The following is a 15733-nucleotide window of genomic DNA, read 5'->3' as shown; positions in this document are numbered from 1 at the left end:
CAGCAGGAGGCACAGATGTCCCGTCCCCGATCCCAAGCCGAGTATCTGGCTCGGCTCGTACCGCCCTCCGTCGCCGGCATCAACCGACGGTCACTGCTGGCCGGCGCGGCCGGCACGGGCGCGCTGCTCGGCACCGGCCTGCTCGCCGGCTGCGGCGACGACTCCGGCTCCGGCGGCGGGTCCAGCAAGGACGTGTCGCTCGGATCCAACCAGTCCGACCCGAAGCCCAAGGACGTCCTCGCGAAGGTCGCCGACGGGTTCAAGACCTCGTCCGGCGTTCAGGTCGCGGTGAACACGGTCGATCACAACACGTTCCAGGAGAACATCAACAACTACCTCCAGGGCAAGCCGGACGACGTCTTCACCTGGTTCGCCGGCTACCGGATGCGCTTCTTCGCCCAGAAGGGCCTGGCCAGCGACATCAGCGACGTGTGGGGCAAGATCTCCGGCTACTCCGACGCCTTCAAGAAGGCGTCCACCGGCGACGACGGCAAGCAGTACTTCGTTCCGGCGTCGTATTACCCGTGGGCCGTCTTCTACCGCAAGTCGGTCTGGCAGCAGCACGGCTACCAGGTGCCCACCACGCTGGACCAGTTCACCGCGCTCGGCGCGCAGATGAAGAAGGACGGCCTGACCCCGATCGCCTTCGCCGACAAGGACGGCTGGCCGGCGATGGGCACCTTCGACATCCTCAACCTGCGGATCAACGGCTACCAGTTCCACGTCGACCTGATGGCCGGCAAGGAGGCCTGGACCTCCGACAAGGTCAAGAAGGTCTTCGACACCTGGGCCGGCCTGCTCCCCCTGCACCAGCCGGACAGCCTCGGGCGCACCTGGCAGGAGGCCGCGCAGTCGTTGCAGCAGAAGAAGAGCGGCATGTACCTGCTCGGTCTGTTCGTCGGTCAGCAGTTCAGCAACGACGAGCAGAGCGACCTCGACTTCTTCACGTTCCCGGAGATCGACCCGTCCATCGGAGCGAAGGCCCTGGACGCCCCGATCGACGGCTACATGATGGCCCGCAAGCCCAAGAACGAGGACAACGCCCGCAAGCTGATGGAGTACTTCGGCGGCAAGACCGCCGCGGACATCACGGTCAAGAGCGATCCGACCACCCTGGTCGCCAACACCGGCGCCGACGTCAGCGGCTACACCGCCCTGCAGAAGAAGGCCGCCGAGCTGGTCGGGTCGGCCACCGAGATCGCGCAGTTCCTCGACCGCGACACCCGGCCGGACTTCGCCTCCACGGTGATGATCCCGGCGATCCAGCAGTTCATCAAGAACCCAAAGGACATCGACGGTCTCACCTCGTCCATCGAGAACCAGAAGAAGTCGATCTTCACTGACTGACGGCGGAAGGGGGAGGACATCGTGTCCGACCTGCCCCTGATCCAAGCGGATCGCGCCGTGCCGCCGCCGGCCGCGACCACCTCAAAGGGTGGTCGTCGCCGGCGGCTACGGCTCCTGTCCCGCACCGACCGCGTGGTCATCACGCTGATGGTGCTCGTCCCGCTGCTGCTCGTCACCGCCTTCGTCTGGCTGCCGGCGCTGGCGACAGTGGTGCTCTCCGGCACCGACTGGGACGGCATCGGCCCACTGAACGAGATCGACTTCGTCGGCGCTCGCAACTACAGCGACGTCGTGAACATCTACCCGCCGTTCGTGCCGGCGATCCAGCACAACCTGCTCTGGTTGGCCGTGCTGTTCGTGCTCGCCACCCCGTTCGGCATGTTCCTGGCCGTGCTGCTCGACAAGGAACTGCGCGGCAGCCGGTTCTACCAGACAGCGTTGTACCTGCCGGTGGTGCTCTCGCTGGCGCTGATCGGCTTCGTCTGGCAGCTGCTCTACTCCCGCGATCAGGGGCTCATCAACGCCGTCTTCGGCAGCAACGTCGACTGGTACGGCGACTCGAGCGTCAACATCTGGGCGGTCATGATCGCGTCCAGCTGGCGGCACGTCGGCTACATCATGCTGCTCTACCTGGCCGGCCTGAAGGGCGTCGACCCGTCGCTGCGGGAGGCAGCCGCCGTCGACGGCGCCTCGGAGAGCCGGACGTTCTTCCGGGTCGTGTTCCCGGTCATGCGGCCCATCAACATCATCGTGCTGGTGGTGACGGTGATCGAGTCGCTGCGGGCGTTCGACCTGGTCTGGGTCGTCAACAAGGGACGAAATGGCCTGGAGCTGATCTCCGCGCTGGTCACCCAGAACGTGGTGGGTGAGGCGAGCCGGATCGGCTTCGGCTCGGCACTGGCGACGATCATGCTGGTCGTCTCACTGGTCTTCATCACCATCTACCTGGCGACCGTGATGAGGGAGAACCGGGAATGAGCACCGCGACAGGGACCCGGCGTTCCGAGGATGGCACCGACACCCCGGTCCGCCGCCGCAAGCTGACCCCGGCGCGGCTGCTGCTGCACGGCTTCCTCATCGTCGTGTCGCTGGCCTGGATCTTCCCGATCGCCTGGGCCGTGCTGACCTCGCTGCGCTCGTACGACTACACCGCCGCCAACGGCTACGTCTCGTTCGGCGGCTGGACCTTCGACAACTACGTCACCGCCTGGCGGACGGCGGAGTTCGGTAAACACTTCCTCAACTCGGTCTACATCACCGTGCCGGCGGTGCTGCTGACGCTCTTCCTCGCCTCCTGCGTGGCGTTCGTCATCGCCCGGTTCAACTGGAAGATCAATCTTGTCCTGCTCGGGGTGTTCACCGCCGCCAACCTGCTGCCCCAACAGGCGTTGCTCATCCCGCTGTTCCGGCTGTTCACCGAGGTGCCGCTGCCGGAGTTCATGAGCGACTCGGAGCTGCTCTACGACAGTTACTGGGGCCTGATCCTGATCAACGTGGCGTTCCAGTGCGGGTTCTGCGTCTTCGTGCTGAGCAACTACATGAAGGCGCTGCCCCGCGACCTGTACGAGGCGGCGATGGTCGACGGGGCCAGCGTGTGGCGACAGTACTGGCAGGTCACCATGCCGCTGTGCCGGCCGGCCCTGGCCGCGCTCGCCACCCTGGAGGTGACCTGGATCTACAACGAGTTCTTCTGGGCCACAGTCCTCATGCGTACCGGCGACAAGTTCCCGGTGACCAGCTCGCTCAACAACCTGCGCGGCGAGTTCTTCACCGACAACAACCTCGTCTCGGCGGGCAGCGTGCTCGTCGCGATCCCCACTCTGGTGATCTTCTTTATGCTCCAGCGGCACTTCGTCCGGGGCCTGACCTTGGGAGCCTCGAAGGGATGACCATCCTGCACCTGCGCCGCGCGCGGACCAGCCTGGTGCTCGACGCGCGCGGCCCGGGGCTGCCGCGCGTCGTGCACTGGGGTGGCGACGTCGGCGACCTCGACGACGACGCCCTGCGTCAGCTCGCCGACGCGACAGTGCCACCTGTGGTGCCGAGCAGCTTCGACGAGCCGCCCGTGCTGTCCCTGCTGCCGGAGGCGAGCGCCGGCTGGAGCGGCAGGCCGGGGCTGGCCGGACACCGCGACGGACGGGACTGGTCCACCTCCTTCCGCCTCGACGGGCTGGACGTGCGCGACACCGGCGCCGACCCGGGCCACGTGGCCGCGGGCGGGGAGGTGGTGGGCGTACTCCCGGCCGACGGTGGGCAGGACGCGCCCGGCGCGGCGCTGCTGACCGTGCGGGCGTCGGACCCGGCCGCCGGTCTGACCCTGACCAGCGAGATCATGCTCGACCCGCACGGCCTGCTGACCGTCCGGCACCGGCTGCGCAACGACGGTGACGGCGCCTACGAGGTACGGGAGCTGACGCCTGTGCTGCCGGTGCCGGAGGTCGCCACCGAACTGCTCGACCTGACCGGCCGGTGGTGTCGGGAACGGTCCCCGCAGCGGCACCGCTGGCAGCAGGGCGCCTGGGTCCGCGAGGGCCGGCACGGCCGCACCGGCCATGACGCCACGTTGCTGCTGGTGGCGGGCACCGCCGGGTTCGGGTTCGGCCACGGCGAGGTGTGGGGGGTGCACACCGCGTGGAGCGGCGACCACGTCACAGTCGCCGAGCGCCGGCCCACCGGCGAGTCGACCCTCGGCGGCGGCGAGCTGTTGGCCCCCGGTGAGGTCCGGCTCGGCCCCGGCGAGTCGTACGAGACGCCGCTGCTCTACGCGGTCTGGTCCGACGCCGGGTTGGACGGGCTCAGCGACGTGCTGCACACGCACCTGCGGGCCCGGCCCGGGCACCCGCGCTCCCCCCGCCCGGTGACGCTCAACGTCTGGGAGGCCGTCTACTTCGACCACGATCTGGACCGGCTGCGAGCCCTCGCCGACCGAGCGGCGCAGATCGGCGTGGAGCGGTTCGTGCTCGACGACGGTTGGTTCCGCGGTCGGCGCGACGACACCGCCGGCCTCGGCGACTGGTACGTCGACGAGGGCGTCTGGCCCGACGGTCTGCAACCGCTCATCGACCACGTGACCGGCTGCGGCCTTCAGTTCGGTCTCTGGGTGGAGCCGGAGATGGTCAGCCCCGACTCCGACCTGTTCCGCGCGCACCCCGACTGGGTGCTGGCCGTACCGGGGCGACTCCCCCCGGCCTGGCGTAACCAGCAGGTGCTCGACCTGGGTCGCCCGGAGGCGTACGACCACGTGCGGGACCGGCTCGACGGGCTGCTCACCGAACACCCCGGCATCAGCTACCTCAAGTGGGACCAGAACCGGGACCTCACCGAGGCCGGCCACCACGGCCACCCGGGGGTGCACGGGCAGACCCTGGCGGTCTACCGGCTCTTCGACGAGCTGCGCGGCCTCCACCCCAGAGTGGAGATCGAGAGTTGCTCGTCGGGCGGGGCCCGGGTGGACCTGGCCATCCTGGCCCGCACCGACCGGGTCTGGGCCAGCGACTGCAACGACGCCCTGGAACGGCTCAGCATCCAGCGCTGGACCGGTCTGCTGCTGCCACCGGAGCTGATCGGCACGCACATCGGCCCGGAACGCTCGCACACCACCCACCGCGTGCACGACCTGGGCTTCCGGGCGGCCACCGCGCTGTTCGGCCACCACGGCATCGAGTGGGACATCGCGTCGATCAGCGCCGCCGAGCAGGCCGAGCTGGCCGCCTGGGTGGCGCTGCACAAGCGGCTGCGTCCGCTGCTGCACGCCGGCCGGGTGGTCCGGGTCGACCACCCGGACCCGGCCGTCTGGGCGCACGGCGTGATCGATCACGACACCACCCGAGCGGTGTACGCGGTGACCCGGCTGGCCACCTCCACGACGCCGTTCCCCGGCGCGGTACGGCTGCCCGGCCTCGACCCGGCCCGGCGGTACCGGGTGCGGCCGGTGGCGGACGTACCCGCTCCGGCGACCATCGAACGGTCCGCGCCACCGTGGCTGGCCTCCGGTGTCACGCTCAGCGGGGCGGCGCTGGCCCGGGTGGGTGTGCAGCTGCCCGCGTTGCACCCGGAGCAGAGCCTGGTGCTGGAGGTCGACGCGGTCGGCTAGAAATTCTTCCGCCGGAGTGTCGAGAACCGTGCCGCGTGCTTCTACCTCAGGGTGAGAGCACCGAGGACGGTGCGCGGACGTGAGGGGCCAAACATGAAGTACATGCTGCTGATGCAGTTCAGCGCCACCGGGACCGACTTCCCGAGCATCGACACCTGGACCCCGGACGAGGTCCGGGCCCACATCGCGTTCATGGGCGAGGTCAACGACAAGCTCACCGCCGCCGGAGAGTGGGTCGACGCGCAGGGCCTCGGTGGCCCACAGCAGGCACGGATCGTGCGCGCCGGCGAGGGCGGAACGCCTGTGGTCACCGAGGGGCCGTTCGCCGAGACGAAGGAGTTCCTCGCCGGCTACTGGATCGTCGACTGCGACAGCCCACAGCGGGCGGTGGAGCTGGCCGCGTACATCTCCACCGCGCCCGGCCCCGGCGGCCGGCCCCTGAACATGCCGATCGAGGTGCACCCGGTGATGTCCGCACCCACCGAGGAGTTGTGACGGGCTGACCACCGATCCCCGCATCGAGGACCTGCTGCGCGAGATGGCGCCGCAGGTCCTCGGCGTGCTCGCCCGTCGGTTCGGTGACTTCGCCACGGCCGAGGACGCCGTGCAGGAGGCGCTGCTCGCCGCCGCCACCCAGTGGCCGGCCGAAGGGCTGCCGGCCAACCCGCGCGGTTGGCTGATCCAGGTCGGCTACCGCCGGATGATCGAGCTGATCCGCGGCGAGCAGGCCCGCCGCCGCCGGGAGGACCTGGTCGCCCGCCGGGATCCCGACGACAGGCAGTACGCGCCGGCAGCGGACGAGGAGTTGACAGCCGAGCGGGACGACGCCCTGGTGCTGCTCTTCCTGTGCTGCCACCCGGCGCTCGCCCCCGCGTCGGCTGTCGCGTTGACCCTGCGCGCGGTCGGCGGGCTCACCACCGCCGAGATAGCCCGCGCGTTCCTGGTGCCCGAGGCGACCATGGCCCAGCGGATCAGCCGGGCCAAGCAGCGTATTCGCGCGTCCGGGCTGCCGTTTCGGATGCCCGAGGAGGCGGAGCGGGCCGACCGGCTCGCCGCCGTCCGGCAGGTGCTCTACCTGATCTTCACCGAGGGGCACACCAGCACCGCCGGCCCGGCCCTGCGCCGCGTCGACCTGGCGGCCGAGGCGATCCGGCTGACCCGCGCGCTGCACACCCAGCTGCCCGACGACAGCGAGACGGCCGGACTGCTGGCGCTGCTGCTGCTCACCGAGGCGCGCAGCCCGGCGCGGACCGGCCCCTCCGGGGAGCTGATCTCCCTGGCCGACCAGGACCGCAGCCGCTGGGACGCCGCGGCGATCGCCGAGGGCATCGCACTGGTCACCCGGGCGCTGCCGCGCGGCCCGGTCGGCCCGTACCAGGTGCAGGCCGCCATCGCCGCCCTGCACGACGAGGCGCCGAGCACCGCGGCGACCGACTGGCCGCAGATCCTGGCGCTGTACGAGGTGCTGGAACGACTCGCCGGCACCCCGGTGGTGACGCTCAACCGGGCCGTGGCCACCGCCATGGTGCACGGACCGGCAGCCGGCCTCACGGCCCTCGACGCGCTGGACGCCGATCCCCGGCTGACGGAGCACCACCGGCTGGCTGCCGCCCGCGCCCACCTGCACGAGATGGCCGGCGACCGGGAGCGGGCGATAGCGGACTACCGCGCCGCCGCCGCACGCACCAGCAGCCTCCCCGAACAGCGCTACCTCACCATGCGGGCCGCCCGGCTCGCCGCCAACCCCGTAGATCTTCCGTAGAACGGCCGGCTGCGCTGCCACAGCGACCATCGAGGACTGAGGAGCCGTATGGCGTACGTGCTGCTGGGGATCGCCATCCTCGCCGAGGTTGTGGCGACCAGCCTGATCAAAAGTACTGCCGGGTTCAGTCGTCTCTGGCCGACGCTGGGCTGCCTCACCGGGTACGCGCTGGCGTTCCTCCTGCTGGCCCAGGCCGTGAAGGAGATACCTGTCGGTGTCGCGTACGCCCTCTGGTCGGGTCTCGGCACCGCGGCCATCGTGGCGATCGGCGCGGTGTTCCTGGGTGAGTCGGTCGGGCTGGTCAAGCTCGCCGGCATCGCCCTGATCATCGCGGGGGTGGTCATCGTGAACCTGACCGGGGAGCACTGACCGCAGCAGGCGCGGTGGCCGGGCCCGCTGCGGGCCCGGCCACCTGGCGTCGGTCAGCTCGCTGTGCAGCTCACCTGCGGCGTGGGGTTGGTGCCGGTCCAGCCGCCGAGGAAGCCGAAGCTGGCGGTTGCGCCGGCCGTCAGTCGCCCGTTGTGGTCCACGTTGCGCGCGGTGACCGTGGATCCGCTGCTGGTCACCGTCGCGTTCCAGGACTGGGTGACGCTCTGGCCGTTGGCGAGGGTCCACCGGGCGGTCCAGCCGGCGATCGCCGTCGCGCCGGCGGTCACCCGCACCTCGGCCTGGAAGCCGCCCTGCCACTGGTTGAGCACGGTGTACGTCGCCGTGCAGCCACCGGCGGGCGGCGGCGGCGTCGTGGGAGGTGGCGTGGTCGGCGGGGGCGTCGTGGGCGGGGGCGTGGTCGGCGGCGGGGTGCCGCCGAAGACGCTTGCCTCGCGGGCTGTCTGCCGGATGCCGTTGGCGCCGTTGAAGATCCGCTGCCCCCAACTGGTCAGGTTGGCCGGGTTGAACGCGGTGGCCATGTCGAGGTACTCCACGCCACCCCCGTTGCCGCTCCACGACCAGCCCAGCCAGCCGATCCCGTTGGCCTGGCTGTAGGCGAGAATGGTGTCCTCGTCCGGGTCTCCGTCGGAGTGGTTGAAGCCGAACTCACCGACCACGATGGGCAGCCCGGCCGCACGGAAACGGCCCAGGTAGTCGCTGATCTCGGCGGCGGTGTCGAAGACGCCGTACATGTGGATGGAGAAGACCGTGTTGCGGGCCGGGTCCGCGGCGAAGACCGACGCCGCGTTGTCCCGCATCGTGAAGGACCAGTCCTGCCCCCAGTTCGGGGCGTCCACCATGATGGTGTGGGTCAGCCCACCGGCCCGCAGCCGCTTGATCGCGTTGGCGTTGTCGGTGGCCCACGAGCCGTAGTTCTGGTTGCCGTACGGCTCGTTGCCGATGTTGACGAGGACGTAGCGTTCCTGGCCGGCGAGGACGTCGGCGAGGCTGAGCCAGTAGTCGACGGCCCGGTCCAGCGTGATCGCGCCGCTCTGCTCGCCGTAGCCGGTGGTGTCGTGCACCTCCAGCACACAGATCAACCGGTTGGCCTTGCACAGCGAGATGACGTTGGCGACGTCGGCGTTGGTGTTGCGGGTCCACCGGTCGCCGCTGGCGAGCACCACCCGTACGGTGTTCGCGCCGAGTGCCTTGACGTCGGCGAACGATCTGGTCTGCTGCGGATACCAGGTGTGGGCGTGGTTCACCCCGCGCATGACGAATTCGGTGCCGTTGGCGTCGTACAGCTTGCCGCCCGCGACGGAGAAGCCGGCCGCGGCGTGCGCCGGCTGGCCGAACGCCAGCACGGCGAGGAGCAGCGCGAGCAGGGCCGCGCCGGCGGCGGAGAGTCGAGTCTTCATGGCCTTCCTCAGGGAGGACCCCCGATGCCCGACAGGGGTGGGACTGACAGGGGAAGGCGGCTGCAGCCCGACAACCGCCGCCCGACTCCCGGCGACGCTCGCATCAGCGTAGGTGGATGGACCAGCCATCGCAACCGGTTCAGTAGCTCGGCCAGGGCGGCAGACAGCCGTGACGGCCCGCGCGGACGCGGGCCGTCACGGGGCGGTCATCCCCACCACAGGATGTGCGCCAGACCGTAGGTCTTAACCGGTTAAGACGACCGTAGGCGGGTCGCTCACATCCGTCAAGGATCGGCCGGCCGAACCGGACGTGAGGGTTGACCGCAGCTGACCTGGGTATCTCGGGACGAACCGTCGGCGAGAAGGAGATACCAGGATGGTGAGCGTCGGCTACACCCTGATGTGCGAGCAGGCCGGTCCGAAGCAACTGGTGGACCATGCAGTGCGGGCCGAGGCGGCAGGCTTCGACCAACTGGTGATCTCTGACCACTACTCTCCCTGGCTCGACGCCCAGGGCCACTCCCCGTACGCCTGGTCGGTGCTCGGCGCGGTCGCGCACGCCACCTCCCGCGCGGAACTGATGTCCTTCGTGACCTGCCCGATCCGCCGCTACCACCCGGCGGTGGTGGCGCAGAAGGCCAGCACCATCGGGGCGCTCTCGGACGGGCGGTTCACCCTCGGCCTGGGCGCCGGGGAGAACCTCAACGAGCACGTCGTCGGCGGCTGGCCGCACGTGCAGCAGCGCCACGAGATGTTCGAGGAGGCGCTGCAGATCATCCGGCCGCTGCTCAACGGTGAGACGTTGACCTTCTCCGGCAACCACTTCGACGTGCCCGACGCCTACGTCTGGGACCGCCCCGAGCGGCCGGTGCCGATGGCCATCGCCGCCTCCGGCCGGCAGTCCGCCACCCTGGCCGCCGAGTACGGCAACGGTCTCGTCTCCACCGAGCCCGACCGGCACATCATCGAGATGTACGACGACGCCGGCGGCGTCGGCCAACCCCGCTACGGGCAGGTGGCCATCTGCTACGGCCCGGACGAGGCCGAGTGCCGCAAGATCGTGCACGACCAGTTCCGCTGGTTCGGCATGGGTTGGAAGGTCAACGCCGACCTGCCCGACCCGGACGCCTTCGCCGCCGCCACCCAGTTCGTCCGCGAGGAGGACGTCGCCGAGGGCATCTCCTGCGGCCCGGACGTGGACGCGCACGTCGAGGCGTTCCGCAGGTTCGTCGACGCCGGCTTCACGCACGTGGCGATCGTCCAGGTCGGCGGCGAAACCCAGCCGATGTTCCTGGACTGGGCACAGGAGCAGCTGCTGCCCCGGCTGCGCCAGCTGTGAGGTTGACGCCCGCCGGTCGATTCGGGCCGGCCGAGCTGCGGCTCGCCATGGCCGCTCCCCGGCCGGCCGCCGGCCTGACCAGCGAGTGGCGGCTGGTCGACGGGCTGCGTACCCACACGCGGCGTGGGCCGGACCCCGGCACCGGCGCCCCGCCCGTGGTGCTGGTGCACGGCCTGGCGGTCTCGCACCGCTACCTCACCCCGCTGGCCGTCGCGCTCGCCGAAACCCATCCGGTGTACGTGCCGGACCTGCCCGGCTTCGGTCTGACCGCGCACCCCCGGGGCGCGTACGACGTGCGCCAGCACGCCGCGCACCTGGCCGCCTGGCTGGCCGCGTACGGGTTGCCGCCGGTCTGCCTGCTCGGGCACTCGTTCGGCGCCGAGGTGGCCGCCGCGCTCGCCGCCAACCACCCGGAGGCGGTACGCGCGCTGGTGCTGGCCGGGCCGACCACCGACCCGGCCGCCCGGTCCCGGCGGGCCCAGTTCGGCCGATGGCTGGTGGACGTCCTGCGCGAGTCGCCGTTGCAGGCGCCGATCCTGGCCCGTGATGTCTGGAACGCGCGACCCTGGCGGGTCCTGGCGACGTTGTCGCACTCGGTTCACAACGCGATCGAGGCCGACCTGGTCCGGATCACGGCACCGACAGTGGTCGTCACTGGCGCCCGGGATCCGGTCGCGCCGGCCACGTGGCGGGCCGAGGTGGCCCGGCTGGTGCCGGACGCGGGCCTGGCGGTCGTCCCCCGGGCCGCGCACAACGTGGTGACCACGGCTCCGAAGGCGGTCGCGGACGCGATCCGCCAGCTCCATGCCCCGACTCTCGTGAACAGGTGAGGTCCATGCGCTTCGGCAACACGGAGATCAGGCCCCTCGGCGGCGGCCTCGGCTGCCTCCTGATGATCCTCTTCTCGATCGTCGCCTCGGTGGTGCTGACCGTCCTGCTCAACGTCGTGCTCTGAGCCGTCAGCACCCGGGCTACACCGTGGTCAGCTCAGGTCGAGCGTGGCGAGCAGCGGGTAGTGGTCGGAGGCCGTGTCCGCGGCCCCGCCGCGGATCACCCGGCAGCCCCGCACCCGCTCGGCCACGGCGGGGGTGCCGAGCAGGTAGTCCAGCCGCATCCCGGCGAACTCTGCACCGCCGAACCGGGTGGGCACGGTCAGGCCGTCGGCCTCCGGCGCTCCGACGTTCGACGACGGCCACAGGTCGACCAGACCGGCGGCGAGCAACCGGGCGATCGCCCGAGTGTCGACGCCGCGACCGCCCCGGCGCAGGTGCCGTCGCCGGTACAGGGCAGGCATGCCGGCCAGCCGCTCGCTGTGGTCGACAGTCGGGTCGAGCGAGTTGAGGTCACCGGCGAGCAGCGTCAGCGGCCCCGGGGCGCGGCGCGTCGCCGCCACCAGCCAGTCGACCTCCATCCGCCGGCGTCCCCCGGAGTACGGGTAGAGGTGGGTGCCGAGCACCGTGAGGGGGCCGGCCGAGGTGGACACCACGACGCGGGCGGCGGCGTGGTGGAACGGCCGGCGCAGCGCCCCGGCGGCGACGACCTGGTACGGCGGCCGGACCAGCACCGCCACCGGCTGCCCGAAGCAGGACCGGGCCAGGTGGGGCGTCATCCCCACCCGGCCCGCCACGCCTGCCATCAGCCCGCCGGAGTCGAAGCCGCGCAGTTCCTGCAGGACCAGCACGTCCGGCGCCTGCTGGTTGACGACCTGGACCACCTGATCCAGCCGGTCGGCACCGCCGCGGTCCCGGCCGCCCGTGCGGATGTTCCAGGTCAGCACCCGCAGCACGACGGCGCTCAGTCGGCTCGGCCGGCGCGGGCCAGCTCGTCGTCGAGGGTGTCCACGTCCTCCGACTCGATGGCCGGCTGGTTGCCCTCCAACAGGTCGGCGTTCGGGCGGATCACGAGGTAGAGCAGCCCGATCCAGAGGGCGGAGAGCAGGATCGCGCCCATGAAGTCGGTCGGGTGGTGCATCCCCCGGTACATCCGTGAGGTGGCCACCCCGGCCGGCATGATCACGGCCAGCGCCACGAAGACCCACCGCCACCAGCGGTCGGTACGCGGGAACACGATGAGGGTGATCGCCAGCCAGACGCAGATCGTCGCCGCGATGTGCCCGGACGGGAACGAGGAGGTGGGCATCTGGCCGTCCAGGTTCTCCACCGGAGGCCGTGGCCGGTCGACCGCCCGCGCCGAGGCGAGGAAGAGGGTCAGCTCACCGACCATCGCCAGCGCCACGAACAGCACCGGCCGCCACCGCCGCCACACCGCCAGCACCAGCGGGCAGAACACCAGCGAGATGAGCAGGATCGCGTGGGTGTCCCCGAACTTGCTCCACCACCAACTCACGTCGGTCAGCACGTCGGTGTGCCGCTCGGCGAACCAGCGGGGCACGTCGGTGTCGAGGGTGTCGAAGAAGGTGCCCTTGGCGTAGTAGCTGACGTAAGTGCCGAAGCCGTACAGCGCACCGAACACCAGCACCCAGCCGACCAGCAGCTCGGCCACCGCCGACCGGGGGTGCGCCAGCACGTGCTCCTCGGCCGGGGCGGGGGCGATGTCGTGCCCGGCCTCCGGCTCCAGCCCCTCGCTCAGGGGCGGCACCGGCCGGCCACGCTCGCGCCGCCACAGCCGGAAGGCGTACGCGGTCACGCCCAGCCACACGGCGCCGAGCAGCCAGCCGGCCAGCACGTCGGAGACGAAGTGCACGCCCAGCGCGATCCGGGTCAGCCCGATCAGCGCCACCAGCACGCCGACGCCGACGATCGCGGGCTTACGCCAGCGCGGCGCCATCGCCGGCAGGAACACCAGCAGCAGCGCCCCATACGCGACGAACGAGCCGAGCGCGTGGCCGCTCGGGAAGCTGTTGCCCGGTGCGCTGGCGACCGGGATGTCCACCACCGGGCGGAGCCGACCGACGAGGGTCTTGAGCGACGGGTCGAGGATCAGCCCACCGACCCCGGTGATGATCAGGTAGACGGCCAGCCGGGGCTGTCGTCGGATCAGCAGCCCGACCACCGCGATGGTGACCAGCCAGATGAGGATCGGTCGGCCGCCCAGGTCGGTAACCGCCTGGAGCACGGTGACCAGCGGGTGGTGCGGGGCCACGAGCGAGTTGAACCACTCGGCGACCGAGTGGTCGGCGTCCTGCAACGGGCTCCATCGCACCCGGACGAGCAACAACAACAGCCCGAAGGCCACCCCGGCGCCGGTGACGGCCACCAGGCCGGCGATGCTCCGTTCGGCGAAATGACCGATCGGACGCCGAGCCACCTCTTTGACCGCGGTCACCCCGCACCTCCCTTGTCGTACCTGGCGAGGCGCTGTACCCGATCCGGGTCAGGCGTACACCCGGCAGCGCTCAGAGCGCCGTCATGTCCCCGGTGTCGACGAGCTCGACGCGGTCGGCCTCGGGCTCCCACAGGTCGGGCTGCGCCGGCTCCTCCACGCCGATGCGCAGCGCCTCCAGTTGGGCGGCGAAGGCCAGCCCGCCGAAGAGCGCCATGCCGGTGAGGTTGGCCCAGAGCAGCAGCGCCATCATGCCGGTGAGCGCGCCGTAGGTCTGGCCGAAGCCGTCGCTGAACCGTACGTACGCGGCGAGCAGCAGGCTTGCCAGCCACCACAGGGCCGTGGCGATGCCCGCGCCGAAGAACAGCCAGGACAGGCCGGGCTGGTTGCGTCGTGGCGCGTGCCGGAACAGCACGGCCACGGCGAGCACGGTCAGCCCGAGGCTCAGCGGGAAGCGGACCACGTCCCAGATGCCGTTGGCGACCTCACCCCACTCGTAGTGCCTGCGGACCGAGTCGCCCATCGCCCCGCCGCCCACGAGGATCAGGAAGCCGGCAAGCGCGGGCAGGCCGGCGGTGACGGCCAGCACGGCCGCGCGCAGGTATTTCCACAACGCCGGGCGGTCCCGCTCGACCCCGTAGATGCGGTTGGCGCCCCGCTCGATCTGGGCCATCGTGGTGGTCAGCGCGACCAGCCCGGTGAGCAGACCGAGGGTTAGCGCCAGCTCTCCGGCGTCCTCGACGCGTTCGCCCTCGCCGAGCAGTTCGCCGACCACCTGCGCGCTCTGGCCCGGGGTGAGCGCCAGCACGGTGTCGGCGACCACCTGGCCGCCCTCCTCGACACCCAGCTCGCTGATCAGACCGGTGAGGGCGATCAGGAACGGCACCACGGCGAGGCAGAGCTGCAACGCGAAGGCGCGGGAGTGGCTGAAGCCGTCGCCGTAGCGGAACCTGATGAACGCGTCGCGCAGCAGGTGCCAGCTGCCCTTGCGGCGCAGTGTGTGCCAGGCGTCGTCGGCGGACAGCTCCTCGTTGGCCATCAGCCGGGTCTCCGGCACGATCCGGGTGCTACTCACGGCGCGCTTCCTCGATCAGCTGCTCGCCCCGCTCCCCGGCGCCCTGCGCGTCGACGGCCAGGTCGGGGGCGTCCTCGGGCTGCGGGACACAGAGCCAGAGCGCCTTGGGCCGGATCTCGGCCCGCAGGTGTCGATTCGGCGCGATGAGGTCGCCATCCAACTCCCGGGGCTGGGCCCGGTTGCTGGTGACCACCACACGGCGGCCGCGGAAGACCTCCATCTGCGGCACCTGGCCGTTGCGGCGGACCACCGCCCAGCCGAGCGCGAGCCAGTGCCGCAGGTTGCGCGGGGTGAGCACGGCGACGTCGAGCCAGCCGTCGTCCGGTTCGGCCTCGGTGAGCAGGCGGACCCCGCCCTGGAGCCGGCCAACGTTGGCGATCAGCACCGAGCGGGCCCGTCGGCGCACCGGCGGGCGGTCGTCGATGCGGATCTGCACCCGCATCGGCCGGTCCCGCAGGTGCCGAGCGGCGCCCACGACGTACGCCGGCCAGCCGATGCGGGCCTTGGCGGTCTCGTTGGTGGCGGCGAGCATCTGGGCGTCGAAGCCCATGCCGGCCATGACCGTGAAGTACTGGTTCTCCACCGCGCCGACGTCGAGCAGTCGCCGACCGCGTTCGACGGCGACCTGGAGGCCTGCCGCGAGGTCGGTGGAGAGGCCAAGATTCGCGGCGAGCAGGTTGCCGGTGCCCTGCGGCAGCACGGCGAGGGCCACGTCGGTGCCGACGAGCCCGCTGACGCAGGACATCACGGTGCCGTCGCCGCCGCAGGCGAAGACCAGGTCGACGCCCGCCTTCACGGCCTGCTCGGTCTGGCCCCGACCCGGGTCGTCGACGGTGGTCTCGAACCACTGCGGCTCGGGCCAGCCGGCGGCGGTCAGGGCGTCGCGCACGGTGCGGCGCAGCTCGTCGAGATCGTCGACCTTCGACGGGTTGACCACCACGGCGGAGCGCAGCCCGCCGTCGCCCCCTGAGGGGCGCCTGTCCTGTCCAGCATCCACGGCGCCAGTGTGCAGCACCGGGCCGCCTTCAGCGACCCGGTGCCCGGCCGG

14 protein-coding genes are annotated in these 15733 nt (G+C 71.2%); 9 read left to right on the top strand and 5 right to left on the bottom strand.

The annotated features are described in order from the left end of the window. The first annotated feature begins 15 nt into the window (after nt 1-15). From AB0K10_RS11900 to AB0K10_RS11870, 7 genes are all read left to right on the top strand, one after another. Nucleotides 16-1347 carry an ABC transporter substrate-binding protein gene (locus AB0K10_RS11900; protein ID WP_007457188.1) on the top strand — a complete coding sequence of 444 codons (1332 nt, stop codon included), beginning with the start codon at nt 16-18 and terminating at the stop codon, nt 1345-1347. Nucleotides 1348-1368: 21 nt separating this feature from the next. Next, nucleotides 1369-2325, top strand: coding sequence for a sugar ABC transporter permease (locus AB0K10_RS11895; RefSeq protein WP_363682481.1), 957 nt, complete (start codon nt 1369-1371; stop codon nt 2323-2325). Then, the gene (locus AB0K10_RS11890) at nt 2322-3236 is read left to right on the top strand and encodes a carbohydrate ABC transporter permease (protein WP_363682479.1); all 915 of its coding nucleotides are present in this window, start codon (nt 2322-2324) and stop codon (nt 3234-3236) included. Before AB0K10_RS11895 ends, AB0K10_RS11890 begins: the two co-directional genes overlap by 4 nt. Further along, nucleotides 3233-5440, top strand: a complete 2208-nt coding sequence (locus AB0K10_RS11885; RefSeq protein ID WP_363682477.1) for an alpha-galactosidase — start codon at nt 3233-3235, stop codon at nt 5438-5440. Before AB0K10_RS11890 ends, AB0K10_RS11885 begins: the two co-directional genes overlap by 4 nt. A gap of 93 nt (nt 5441-5533) precedes the next feature. After that, entirely contained in the window at nt 5534-5935 is a 402-nt protein-coding gene (locus tag AB0K10_RS11880; RefSeq protein WP_363682475.1) for a YciI family protein, read from the top strand. 4 nt (nt 5936-5939) lie between these two features. Continuing rightward, complete coding sequence (locus tag AB0K10_RS11875) at nt 5940-7202, top strand: sigma-70 family RNA polymerase sigma factor (protein WP_363682933.1); 1263 nt, start codon at nt 5940-5942, stop codon at nt 7200-7202. A 48-nt stretch (nt 7203-7250) separates the two neighbouring features. Next, entirely contained in the window at nt 7251-7571 is a 321-nt protein-coding gene (locus AB0K10_RS11870; protein ID WP_266250832.1) for a multidrug efflux SMR transporter, read from the top strand. A gap of 53 nt (nt 7572-7624) precedes the next feature. Here AB0K10_RS11870 and AB0K10_RS11865 read toward each other — a convergent pair whose 3' ends face one another. Further along, nucleotides 7625-8989 carry a cellulase family glycosylhydrolase gene (locus AB0K10_RS11865; protein WP_363682473.1) on the bottom strand — a complete coding sequence of 455 codons (1365 nt, stop codon included), beginning with the start codon at nt 8987-8989 and terminating at the stop codon, nt 7625-7627. A gap of 376 nt (nt 8990-9365) precedes the next feature. On the opposite strand from AB0K10_RS11865, the gene AB0K10_RS11860 reads away from it, so the two are divergent. Both AB0K10_RS11860 and AB0K10_RS11855 read left to right on the top strand, forming a co-directional pair. After that, nucleotides 9366-10328 carry a TIGR03557 family F420-dependent LLM class oxidoreductase gene (locus tag AB0K10_RS11860; protein ID WP_363682471.1) on the top strand — a complete coding sequence of 321 codons (963 nt, stop codon included), beginning with the start codon at nt 9366-9368 and terminating at the stop codon, nt 10326-10328. Next, on the top strand, nt 10325-11158 hold the full coding sequence (locus tag AB0K10_RS11855) for an alpha/beta hydrolase (protein WP_363682469.1): 834 nt from the start codon (nt 10325-10327) through the stop codon (nt 11156-11158). Before AB0K10_RS11860 ends, AB0K10_RS11855 begins: the two co-directional genes overlap by 4 nt. A 152-nt stretch (nt 11159-11310) precedes the next feature. Here AB0K10_RS11855 and AB0K10_RS11850 read toward each other — a convergent pair whose 3' ends face one another. The 4 genes from AB0K10_RS11850 to AB0K10_RS11835 form a co-directional block, all read right to left on the bottom strand. Next, nucleotides 11311-12114: an endonuclease/exonuclease/phosphatase family protein gene (locus tag AB0K10_RS11850; protein WP_363682467.1), complete on the bottom strand. Its 804-nt coding sequence runs from the start codon at nt 12112-12114 to the stop codon at nt 11311-11313. Between the two features lie 8 nt (nt 12115-12122). Beyond that, on the bottom strand, nt 12123-13613 hold the full coding sequence (locus tag AB0K10_RS11845; RefSeq protein ID WP_363682465.1) for a phosphatase PAP2 family protein: 1491 nt from the start codon (nt 13611-13613) through the stop codon (nt 12123-12125). 70 nt (nt 13614-13683) lie between these two features. Continuing rightward, complete coding sequence (locus tag AB0K10_RS11840) at nt 13684-14685, bottom strand: YihY/virulence factor BrkB family protein (protein ID WP_363682463.1); 1002 nt, start codon at nt 14683-14685, stop codon at nt 13684-13686. Beyond that, a complete protein-coding gene (locus AB0K10_RS11835) occupies nt 14678-15682 on the bottom strand; it encodes a diacylglycerol kinase family protein (RefSeq protein ID WP_363682461.1) in 1005 nt (334 codons plus the stop codon). The genes AB0K10_RS11840 and AB0K10_RS11835 overlap by 8 nt, the downstream gene beginning before the upstream one ends. Nucleotides 15683-15733 lie beyond the last annotated feature (51 nt).

It is taken from the genome of Micromonospora sp. NPDC049274 (assembly GCF_040678875.1).
Classification (GTDB): Bacteria; Actinomycetota; Actinomycetes; order Mycobacteriales; family Micromonosporaceae; genus Micromonospora.
The sequence above is the reverse complement of the archived record's forward strand: the minus strand, read 5'-3'. Positions and strand labels throughout refer to the sequence as shown.